Source organism: Coriobacteriia bacterium (assembly GCA_018368455.1).
Lineage (GTDB): Bacteria > Actinomycetota > Coriobacteriia > Coriobacteriales > UMGS124 > JAGZEG01.
In genome coordinates, this window is sequence record JAGZEG010000023.1 from 19,077 (window position 1) to 29,365 (window position 10,289).

9 protein-coding genes are annotated in these 10,289 nt (G+C 65.4%); 1 reads left to right on the forward strand and 8 read right to left on the reverse strand.

The genetic code is table 11. The features are described 5' to 3' along the window. From KHZ24_11210 to KHZ24_11230, 5 genes are all read right to left on the reverse strand, one after another. The gene (locus tag KHZ24_11210) at positions 1-885 is read right to left on the reverse strand and encodes a phosphoribosylaminoimidazolesuccinocarboxamide synthase (GenBank protein ID MBS5451754.1); all 885 of its coding nucleotides are present in this window, start codon (positions 883-885) and stop codon (positions 1-3) included. 268 nt (positions 886-1,153) lie between these two features. After that, positions 1,154-2,221 (reverse strand): hypothetical protein, encoded by a 1,068-nt coding sequence (locus KHZ24_11215; GenBank protein MBS5451755.1) that lies wholly within the window; start codon positions 2,219-2,221, stop codon positions 1,154-1,156. A gap of 415 nt (positions 2,222-2,636) precedes the next feature. After that, positions 2,637-3,995 carry a HAMP domain-containing histidine kinase gene (locus KHZ24_11220; protein MBS5451756.1) on the reverse strand — a complete coding sequence of 453 codons (1,359 nt, stop codon included), beginning with the start codon at positions 3,993-3,995 and terminating at the stop codon, positions 2,637-2,639. Positions 3,996-4,174: 179 nt separating this feature from the next. Further along, complete coding sequence (locus KHZ24_11225) at positions 4,175-4,909, reverse strand: response regulator transcription factor (GenBank protein MBS5451757.1); 735 nt, start codon at positions 4,907-4,909, stop codon at positions 4,175-4,177. Positions 4,910-4,994: 85 nt separating this feature from the next. Then, positions 4,995-6,302 (reverse strand): Tat pathway signal protein, encoded by a 1,308-nt coding sequence (locus tag KHZ24_11230; GenBank protein ID MBS5451758.1) that lies wholly within the window; start codon positions 6,300-6,302, stop codon positions 4,995-4,997. A 174-nt stretch (positions 6,303-6,476) separates the two neighbouring features. Here KHZ24_11230 and KHZ24_11235 point away from each other — a divergent pair, with 174 nt between their 5' ends. Further along, a complete protein-coding gene (locus KHZ24_11235; protein MBS5451759.1) occupies positions 6,477-7,178 on the forward strand; it encodes a cytidylate kinase-like family protein in 702 nt (233 codons plus the stop codon). Between the two features lie 106 nt (positions 7,179-7,284). Here the strand turns inward: KHZ24_11235 and KHZ24_11240 are convergent, their stop codons facing one another. The 3 genes from KHZ24_11240 to KHZ24_11250 form a co-directional block, all read right to left on the reverse strand. Then, the gene (locus KHZ24_11240) at positions 7,285-7,752 is read right to left on the reverse strand and encodes an Rrf2 family transcriptional regulator (protein MBS5451760.1); all 468 of its coding nucleotides are present in this window, start codon (positions 7,750-7,752) and stop codon (positions 7,285-7,287) included. Between the two features lie 174 nt (positions 7,753-7,926). Next, on the reverse strand, positions 7,927-8,196 hold the full coding sequence (locus KHZ24_11245; protein ID MBS5451761.1) for a TIGR03905 family TSCPD domain-containing protein: 270 nt from the start codon (positions 8,194-8,196) through the stop codon (positions 7,927-7,929). Positions 8,197-8,474: 278 nt separating this feature from the next. After that, on the reverse strand, positions 8,475-9,707 hold the full coding sequence (locus KHZ24_11250; protein ID MBS5451762.1) for a phenylacetate--CoA ligase: 1,233 nt from the start codon (positions 9,705-9,707) through the stop codon (positions 8,475-8,477). Positions 9,708-10,289 lie beyond the last annotated feature (582 nt).

Sequence of the window (10,289 nt, forward strand, 5' to 3'; positions counted from 1 at the left end):
CTAGCGACTCCCTGCGGGGTTGAAGGTCGTGCCGGTGATAAGCTCGTATGCCTCGACGTACTTCTCCGTCGTCTTGGCGATAACGTCGGCCGGCAGCGCGGGCGGCTCGCCGTTGAAGTCCCAGTTGGCCTTGAGCCAGTTGCGCACGAACTGCTTGTCGTAGCTGGGCTGCACCTTGCCGGGCTCGTAGCCCGCGGCCGGCCAGAAGCGGCTCGAGTCGGGCGTGATGCACTCGTCGATGAGCGTCACCTTGCCGTCGATGTAGCCGAACTCGAACTTCGTGTCGGCGATGATGATGCCCTGGCCGGCGGCATAGTCGGCAGCAGCCGTGTAGATCTTGAGCGACAGGTCGCGCAGCGTCTCGGCGAGCTCGGCGCCGTGCAGATCCACGAGCTTCTCGTACGAGATGTTCTCGTCGTGCTCGCCGATCTCGGCCTTCGTGGACGGCGTGAAGATGGGCTCGGCCAGCTTGGAGGCCTCGGTCAGGCCCTCCGGCAGCTTGATGCCGCACACGGTGCCGTCCTGGTCGTACGTCTTCTTGCCGCTGCCCGTGAGGTAGCCGCGCACGATGCACTCGACGAGGATGGGCTTGGCCTTCTTGACGATCATCGAGCGACCGGCCAGATAGTCGGCATAGGGCTGGAACTCCTGGGGCAGGTCGGCGACGTCGCAGCTCAGCATGTGGTTGGGCACGAGGTCGGCAAAGCGCTCGAACCAGAAGCGCGAGATCTGCGTGAGCACCTGGCCCTTGTGCGGGATCTCGTCCTTGAGGATGTAGTCGAAGGCGCTGATGCGGTCGGTCGCCACGATGAGCAGGCGATCACCCAGGTCGTACATGTCGCGAACCTTGCCCTGCGAGTCGGGCCTCAGAGCCACCTCTGACACGACGAGTCTCCTCTCGACGAAGAATGTGATATGGCCTGCCGTGTCTCCCCTAGCGCACCACAGGCAAAAGCGGCGACGCGGCGATATAGCGCACGCCTATTTTCCTCTTCGTATTCTAGAGCCCCGCCGCTGGCAGGTACGCCCGCACGCCCGAAAACCGCCCGCCTTCCTCAAAATCCCGAGGGTCAGCGGCCCAGGCGCGGACACTTCTGTTAATCCGGCCGCAGGCCACTCCCTAGAGCAGGAAGGAAGGCTCGCGATCCCGGGCTCAGTTCTCCTCGAGCTCGCTGGCAGCTCGCGAAAATGCCATACCGTCAGCAAGTCCCGACAGGATGGCAGCGAGCAGGGCGAGGCCCATGAGCGAGGCCGCCCACCATATGCTCACCTGCGTCGTGACGTCGCTCTCCAGGCCGGGCATCAGCAGGCTCCCCGCAACCAGGCCGACATAGATCGCCGCCGGCGCCATCGCAGCGCACAGACACGCGACGAGAGCGCCAGAGCGCAGGCACCCCGTGCCCTGGCGCCAGCGTGCAAACGACAGGACGCCCTGCACGACGAGCACGATCGCCGTCAGCCACAGCACATAGGCAGCGAGGTCCTTCCCGCCCGTGGCAACCATCGTGCCGAGAGTGTGAAGCGCATCACCCGGACTAAGGGATAGCGTCGCGGCAGCCTGAATGCCGATCGAGACGAGCCCCGCGGCGATCGGTACGGTCAGCAGCACCCAAAGCGCCCCGAACACGCAGGCCAGAACTCTGAGCACGAAGACGGCGCCACTCGAGCGGCCCCTGCGCTCCAGGTACTCAGCACGCTCATACCAACCGCCCGTCTCATCGGCGTCGAGATCGCGACGTTCGTCGAGCTCATACCCTTGGGACGCGAGCTGAACGTCGATAGCAGCCGTGTCGGGACCGGCAAGGCGGTCATAGCGCGCGGCAGCTATCGTGGCAACCGCGGCGCAGAAGAACGCGTACATCGGCCAAGACGTCGGCCAGAACACGAGCAGGCCCCTGGCGGAGTAGAACATGAAGATAGCCGGCCCCGCAATGAACGCGGCAAACGCAACGAGCCCCAGCCCTCCGCGCAGCAGGCCGACGCCGCCACGGAAACGGAACACGCGCACTATGCCAATGACAATAAGCACGAGCGCCGCCGCGCATATGGCGCTGACCGCCACAAAGAGCAGTGCAGCTCCGATGGACTCCCCCGCCAGAGCGCCGACAACGCCCGGAACGCCAGCTATGCCTGGCGGCACCTCAGCCAGGCGTTCGAGTGCGGCATCAGGTACGCGGCGAGACGACCCCGCAGGCGCCCCCACGTACAGAGACCACGGCATGAGGAGGCACAGAGCGGTATATACCGAAAAGATCAGGCAGACGACGCGACTTGGGACTCCAGCACGAGGATCCCTGGCATGGGCGTGCGACGAAAAAGCGCTCATGAAGTACCCCCCCCCATCGACGGAGAGCAGGTTAATGCCGCAAGCTTACCATGGAATCCCCGGGAGCGCGCCGCTCGTAACCAGAGTGCAATTCGGCGGTCAGAAACAGAGCTCGTGTACTGACCGCTGCACCCGACCCGCATGCCGCCGATATCTCGCGAGACGTCCACCTGCGACGATGCGCCTCGCACGTGACGCACGCGGGACAACCGCCATACACAAGCCCGGATCTCGGCCAGATTCCAGGCCTGCGGCTACAAAAGCCTCCCAAACAGGCGCAAAACGCGCCCCCACAGGCAGATAAACGCCCCTACTCGTTCGCAGGCTTTGGCTGCGTGCGCGGAATGATGATCGTGAACGTCGTGCCCTTGCCGACCTCGGACGTCACGTCGACATGGCCGTGGTGGCAGTCGATGATCTCCTTCGTCACGGCAAGGCCCACGCCCAGTCCGCCCTTCGCGCGGTTGCGGCTCTCCTCGGCGCGCCAGAAGCGGCTGAACACGCGGTTGAGGTTCTCCTTAGAGATGCCGATGCCCGTGTCCGTCACGCCGATGCGTGCCTCGTCCTCATCGCCATCGATCCAAATCGTCACGCGACCGGGCGCCGGCGTATAGCGCATGGCGTTGGACAGCAGGTTCGTCACGGCCTGCGTGATCGTGTCGCGATCGAGCTCGGCCTCGAACTCGTCGTCCCCCGTGCGGTTCTCGAACGTCAGCTCCAGACCCGCGCCGGCGAGCAGCGCCAGGTGGGAGCTCGCAATCCCGCGCAGGAAGTCCACGACGTCGATCGCCCCGAAGTGCATGCGTACCGAGCCGCTCTCGAGGCGCGACAGGCGCAGCATGCTGTCAACAAGGCGCGACAGGCGCTTCGTCTCGCTGTCCACGAGCGCGAGGTGCTCTTGGTCGCACGGCATGACCTCGTCCTGCATGGCCTCGACCGTCGCCATGATGGACATGAGCGGCGTGCGCAGCTCGTGAGCCACGTCGGCTGTCAGACGCTTTTCGAGCTCGCGGTCGCGCTCGAGCACGGTCGCCATCTCGTCGAACGTCTCGCCGAGCTGGCCGATGTCGTCGGGGCCGGTGATGCCCGTGCGGGCCGTGAGGTCACCCTCCTTGATGATCTGCGCCGTCGAGGAGATGCGGCGCACCGGCTTCGTGAGCGCACGCGAGAAGCCAAAGCCCATGCCGATGGCGATGACGAGCGCGATGGCCGCCGCCACAACGATGCCGTACAGCGAGTTCTCCCGGAAGCTGACGTCCTTGGCCGTGAGCAGCGCGTCGGAGCCCATGGCCCACACGTTGACCGTGCCCACGCGCGCGCCTGTCTTGCTGAGGATCGGCTCCGTCACCATGGACGACGCATCGGGCGCCAGCGAGACCTCGCTGTCGAGGATCCACGTGTTGTCGTAGATGGGCACGCCGCTGCTGTTGAGCACCTGGATGCCCACGCCGTCGAACAGGTTCGTCACCGTCAGCACGCTCTGCAGCTCAGACACGTCCCAGTAGCTGCGCAGGTCGTACTCGTGGCCAAGGGACACGGCGGCGGATGACGCCATGGCTTCCATGTTGTCGCGCGTGTACGTGTTGAATTGGCCGCTCCACACCACGGAGAGCACGGCAACGAACAGGATGGACGTCACGAGCGTCACGGCGCCAAAAGAAAGCGCCACCCGCCCTCTGAACGTGAGCGAGCGACGCTTGCCTGACTTCTTGACTGTGGGGCCGAACGATGCGGACGTCCCGACCTCTGAGGTCTCGCCCTCACTGGCATTCGTGTCCGTACGCATACGAAACCCCGCCCCTCGTCACCGGAGCGGGACGCGTATCCGGCTCCGACCCCTTTTGCCTGCTACTCCTTCTTGTCGGCGTCCGCCTCGGCGGCATCCTTCTTGGGAGCCTCGAAGCGGTAGCCCACGCCGTGCACCGTGTAAAGCCACTTGGGATTGCGCGGGTCGTCGCCGAGCTTGGCACGCAGGTTCTTGACGTGGCTGTCGATCGTGCGCTCGTAGCCCTCGAAGTCGTAGCCGAGCACCTTCTCAACGAGCTCCATGCGCGTGTAGACGCGGCCCGGGTAACGCGCCAGCGTCGTAAGCAGCTTGAACTCGGAGGCCGTGAGCTCGACCTCGCGCTTGTCGACCTCGACCTTGTGGCCGGAGACGTCGATGACGAGATCGCCGAAGTCGAGCACCTCGAGCTGAGGCTCGGAGTCGAGGTGCGTACGGCGCAGCAAAGCGCGCACGCGGGCCACGAGCTCACGCGGAGAGAACGGCTTGATGAGGTAGTCGTCGGCGCCAAGCTCCAGGCCGATGATGCGATCCTCGACCTCGCCCTTCGCCGTCAGCATGATGATCGGCACCTCGGAGTTATCGCGGATTGCGCGGCACACGCGCTCGCCGGACAGCTTCGGGAGCATCAGGTCGAGGATGACCAGGTCGAACTGATGCTTCTCGAACTCCTCGACGGCGCTCTGGCCATCGCCGACACCCACGACGGAGTACTTCTCGCGCTCCAGGTAGGCGGTCACGGCGTCACGAATGGCTTTTTCGTCCTCAACGAGGAGGATCCTGCGGGCATCTTGAGGCATTGCAAACTCTCCTTGTGTGAGTCGCGGCGTTTGACATCACAGGTTGAGAATCCACCGAATACTGGATTCTTCGAACCATTGTACCCTAACTTAACGAAAATAGACGGACAAGAACTTTACTAGGAATCCCCGAGGATTCATCCTTGACCGTCGCATACGTTACGAACAGCTGTGACGTGCCCGACGAGGCCGGATAGTCGCCGTAGTCGACGCAGTTGCTGACCGACGATATGCGCCCGTAGCGCTTGGCGCGCACGTCGACGACGAAGTAGATCAGCTGGCTGCGCACGAGGTAGAGGCCGCCCACGAAGCCAATCTGGGCCGACGGTTCGCGCACGACGTTCAGAAACGGTCCCTCGCTCGGGCCAATGAGGTAGCCCATGGCGCCGAGCAGGCCACCGTAGCCATAGTTCGCCTCGATGGAAAACGCGAAGTCGTCCCCGATGTGCGTCGCGAGAAACGGGCGCACGGACATGGGCAGCACAAGCTGATCGAGCTGGCGGTTGTCGTCGTCGAGGTCGATGGCCGTCAACCCGTAGTAGACGCCCCGGTCGGCGTTGACGCGCGGCGCGATCGTAAGCACGCCCTCGCTGATAGAGGGGGCGCAGGCGAAGCGGCCGGGAGATGTGTACACGAGCGCGCCTGAGTCCGAACCACGCCGCCAGACATAGGCGCGCGAGCTCTCCGTGACGTGGGGCCCGTTCGGATCGGGCATGACCTGCCAGACGACACGGTTCTCCCAGACGGCGAACTGGGGAGGGAGCCAGTCGGCGTCACCCGAGCCCAGCTGCACGACGTCCTCGTTGGTCGACAGCGGCGAGCCATCAAACGGGGCCGCGTAGAACACCCACTCGTCCGTCGCGTTGTTCGTCTCGACCCAGGCGATGACGCGTTCCGTGAGGTGGCATTCGCTTGGGGCATAGCCGTCACCCGCAAGCGGATGGTCGAGGACGATCGAGTAGTTGCCAAGCGAATAGTCGAGGCACCCGATGAGCGTGAGCGGTCGGGCGGAGTCGTTAGCCTGTAGAACGGCGGCGCGCGTGTCGCAGTCCGAGCTCACGACGCATCCCAGCGGGAGCTCGAACGTCGCGAGCGGCTCGTACGTCAGCGTGGCCGTCTCGTCCTCGTACGTCTTGAGCACGTCGATGGCGTTGTCGTACGTTTGATCAGCCGACTCCCCGCTCTGAGCTGACGAGTCATCGGCGTCGAGGGACGAGGCAGACGCCTCCCCGTCGCCCTGCTCGTCAGCAAGCGCCGCCCGGGCAGCAAGAGCCGAGGCAGCAGTCGCGGCGGCGGCAGCAGCAAACTCGCGGCGTGTCAGCAGAGAGGGGCCGACGCGCACGCCATCCTCGGGAGCAAGGGGCTCGCGATCCCCACCGTCCACATGCGCCATACGCCACCTCGCCTTCCCGACTCCCCGCCTTGTCCATAGGCATATATAATGCGGCAACGCCCGGGGCCCCAGGCCCTCTCCCGCAACAAAACAGACGGCGGGGGTCCGACTTTGCGCCCGTTGCGCAGATCGGCGGCACGATGCCCGCGCTGCGCGGGAGGCAGGAGATGCGCTATGCCCCATAAAAACGTCGTCGTGACCATAGGCCGCCAGTACGGCAGCGGCGGTCGCGAGATCGGCTCGACGCTGGCCTGCCAGCTCGGCGTGGCGTACTACGACAAGAAGCTCGTCTTCCTCGCCGCCGAGACGTCGGGCTACTCCACGGAAGCGTTCCTGCGCCAGGACGAAGAGGTGCCTCGTGGGCTGTCGTGGCTGTTCTCGTATGCGCCGCACGGCCTGCTGTCCGAGGGGGGCATCCCCCTGGACGACCAGCTGTTCATCGCGCAGGCAAACGCCATCAAGCACATCGCGCGCGAGCACAGCTGCGTCATCGTGGGGCGCTGCGCCGACTACGTGCTCGACGACATTCGCGACGAGATCGACGTCGTCAACGTGTTCGTGCTCTCCGACGAGCAGGCACGCGCGGAGCGCATCGCCCGACGCAACAACCTGAGCCTCGACAAGGCCCGCGCCCGTCTCAAGCAGATCTCGCCGCGGCGCGCCAACTACTACGAGCGCTACACGGACCGCAAGTGGGCCGACCCGCACAACTTCGACCTCACGATCAACTCGGCGCACCTCGACGCCGCAGGCGCCGCGGACGTCATCGTGTCATATCTGGTGGGACGGGGCCTCATCACGCGCGACGAGCTACCGCTGGACCCCGCCGAGCCGCGCGACCTCGGCGAAGAGCCGCTCACGTCTCCCGCCCGCTAAGCGACCGCCCGACGGATCCTTTGCACGCAAAACGCCCCGCCCGCGATGGCTTGCGCCAATGCGGGCGGGGCGTGTTTGTTCGCCGGAAGTACGTCTCAAGCGACGCTTAGCGCTCGGCCGGACCTGCGTTGTAAGCCAGGCAGGGGCCGGGCTTCACCTCGTCCCCGCAGCGTCGGCTCGCAAGGTCAGCCAGCGTCGACCCGTCGACATAGCTCGTGATAACGGCGTCGAGCCCTTCCCAGAACTCGCGCGTCTCGCACGACTCGGCGCGCGGGCAGTCAACATCGGCGCGAGCCAGGCAGGCAACAGGTGCGACCGAGCCCTCCGTAGCGCGCAGGATATCGCCGACCTTGATGTCCTCGGGAGCCTTGGACAGCAGGTAGCCGCCGCCCTGGCCGCGTGCACCGTGCAGCAGTCCCGCCGTACACAGCAGGCGGGCAAGCTGCTCGAGGTACTTGGCGGAGATGCCTTGACGCTCACCGATCTCGCGCAGGGAAACGCGGCTCTCACCCTGATGCCGCGCGATGTCGATCATCATACGCAGGCCGTAGCGTCCCTTAGTTGAAACTAGCATCCGTAAGTCCTCGCACTTCGCACTGGAAACGATGGCAATGAAACTGTTGCGTATGATACTCGCGATCTCGGGAAAATCGACGTAAAAATTAGCACATTAAGAACACTCACGCGGTACCATTTCGCAGCGAAGAGTTCGGCAGGCGGCCGGTAGGATTACGCGGATGGCGAGAGACTAGCGCGCGCTCGCAACGAGCTGAGCCTCGCGCAGGGCCTTCGTCAGCTGATCGGCGCAGGACGTGGGACGCTTACCGCAGTGATTGCCCTCCAGCAGCTCGACAACTTTGTCGGTGGGCATGCCCTTGACGAGCTTGCTGATGGCCCGCAGGTTGCCGTCGCAGCCACGCGTGAACTCGACGCGCTCGATCGTGGAGCCGTCGTCACTCAACTCAACGTGGATATTCGTGGAGCAGACGCCGTGGGGCGTGAAGTCAGTCGAAATCATCTTGCGTGTCCTCTCCCTCTCGTCGGTAGGGGCAATGCGGCCCAAGACAGCGCACAAAAGCACCGCCGCCCATAGATGGCCCCAGACTATACCCGTGCGCCCGTCACCCTTTCAGCGACGCGAGAAGCGGGCGAGACGCGTACACGCCTGCTCCACGAAGGATGTGACGTAAGCACGCGCCGGGCCGCGGCCCCCACCAAAAAGGGCGCGCACCACATCTCGTGGTACGCGCCCTGCCAGCACGGACGGACTATCGATATCAGAGCGAGGCGCAAGACCTAGTAGCGGTTGTCGAGAATGCGCGTCGACTTCTTCTCGGAGCGCGGCAGGTCACCGATGCCGACGGCCTTGGGCACAATCGTCACGCCAATGCGGTTCTTGAACGTTTCGAGCATGGCCTGCTCAACCTGCCCGCGGCGCATCTGGTCGTCGGAGTCACACTCGAAGTACACCGTCATGATGTCCTTGCCGTTAAGGTGGTCGATCATGACCTGATACTCGCTGCTCACACCGTCGACGGCGGCGCACACCTCCTCGACCTGCGCCGGGAACATGTTGACACCCTTGACCTTGAACATGTCGTCCGTACGCCCCACGAGCTGCGAGATACGCGTGTGGGGGCTGCCGCACGGGCAGTCGCCGGGGATGATGCTGCACAGGTCGTGCGTGCGATAGCGGATGAGCGGCGCGGCCTCTTTGACGAGCGTCGTGATGACGAGCTCGCCCACCTCGCCGTCGGGGAGGTTCTTGCCGGTCTTGGGGTCGATGACCTCCAGGTAGACGTAGTCGTCCCACACGTGGATGCCGCAGTCGTAGTCGCAGCTCACGCCGACACCCGGGCCATAAATCTCCGTGAGGCCGTAGATGTCGTACAGCTTGACGCCCAGCTCGCTGGCGATGCGCTCGCGCATCTTCTTGCCCCAGCGCTCGCTGCCGATGAGGCCCTTCGTGAGCACCAGCTTGTCGCGGATGCCCTCCTGGGCGATGCGTTCGGCCAGCAGCAACGCGTAGCTCGACGTGGCGCACAGCACCGTGGACTGCAAGTCGACCATCATGCGCAGCTGCTTCTCGGTATTGCCCGGGCCCATGGGGATCGTCATGGCGCCGAAGCGCTCCGCCCCGAGCTGGAAGCCAATGCCGGCCGTCCACAGGCCGTAGCCGGGTGTGATGTGGATGCGGTCGAGCTTCGTGCAGCCGATGGCCTCGTAGCAGCGGGCGAACATCGTGGCCCAGTCGTCGACGTCCTTCTGCGTGTAGGGAATGATGACCGGCGTGCCCGTCGTGCCGCTCGACGAGTGGATGCGCACAACGTCCTCGTCAGGCACAGCCTGAATGCCGAGCGGGTAGGCGTCGCGCAGGTCGTTCTTCTCGGAGAACGGCAGGCGCTCGAACTCCTCTTGGGTGCGAACCGTCGAGAGATCGACGTCGGCGAATTTGCGCGCGTAGAACGGGCTGCGCTCCTTGATGGTGGCGAGCTCCCTGAAGATGGCCTCGCGCTGGAACGGCTTCATGACTGCCATGGGTGGTCCCCTTTCGCCCGCCGGGCCAGCGCCTCCCGTGGGCGGGCCTGCAACGGATCGCGGTGGCGTGCGCTCGGCGCGCACGAGCAGCATGCTACCTCAAACCACGCGCCACGAGGACAGGAGAAGCGAGCATAGGAGGCGGCTTTCGAGCTCCGTCGGCCAGCCGACGCGCACAGAAGAGGGCTCTGCCGACCAGAGCAGGAGGAAACGGCAGCCGCGTGGCCAAAAGAGGGCAGCTTTGCGAGCCGGCGGGGCCCGATCGGTCTTTGAGGTGACGTCCGGGCCCGGCGCGACCTGCGGCTTTTTCGAAGCGAGGCCTCGGCGGGTCGCGCGGAGGCGCGCTGAGGGCCTTGTCGGCTCGCAAAGCGGGGCGGTTTTGGCCAGAGGAGGGGCGATTCCTTCTGCTCTGGACGGTGGCGTCCCGGCCTCGCGCCCTCGCGCGCAAAAAGGGGCCGCGCGCAAAGGGGGAGCCGGCCGCCCCTGCCCTGGGCGAGCGGGGCCCCGCCCGCGGCCCGGCCCGGCCCGAAAGGGGGCGCGGCCCGGGCGGCCCGGTCGCGTCGCCGCGGCGCG

Coding starts and splice junctions, on each gene's coding strand:
- KHZ24_11215 (MBS5451755.1), bottom strand. CDS start 2,221: ATGCCGTGGTCTCTGTACGTGGGGGCGCCTGCGGGGTCGTCTCGCCGC.
- KHZ24_11225 (MBS5451757.1), bottom strand. CDS start 4,909: ATGCCTCAAGATGCCCGCAGGATCCTCCTCGTTGAGGACGAAAAAGCC.
- KHZ24_11230 (MBS5451758.1), bottom strand. CDS start 6,302: ATGGCGCATGTGGACGGTGGGGATCGCGAGCCCCTTGCTCCCGAGGAT.
- KHZ24_11235 (MBS5451759.1), top strand. CDS start 6,477: ATGCCCCATAAAAACGTCGTCGTGACCATAGGCCGCCAGTACGGCAGC.
- KHZ24_11240 (MBS5451760.1), bottom strand. CDS start 7,752: ATGCTAGTTTCAACTAAGGGACGCTACGGCCTGCGTATGATGATCGAC.
- KHZ24_11245 (MBS5451761.1), bottom strand. CDS start 8,196: ATGATTTCGACTGACTTCACGCCCCACGGCGTCTGCTCCACGAATATC.
- KHZ24_11250 (MBS5451762.1), bottom strand. CDS start 9,707: ATGAAGCCGTTCCAGCGCGAGGCCATCTTCAGGGAGCTCGCCACCATC.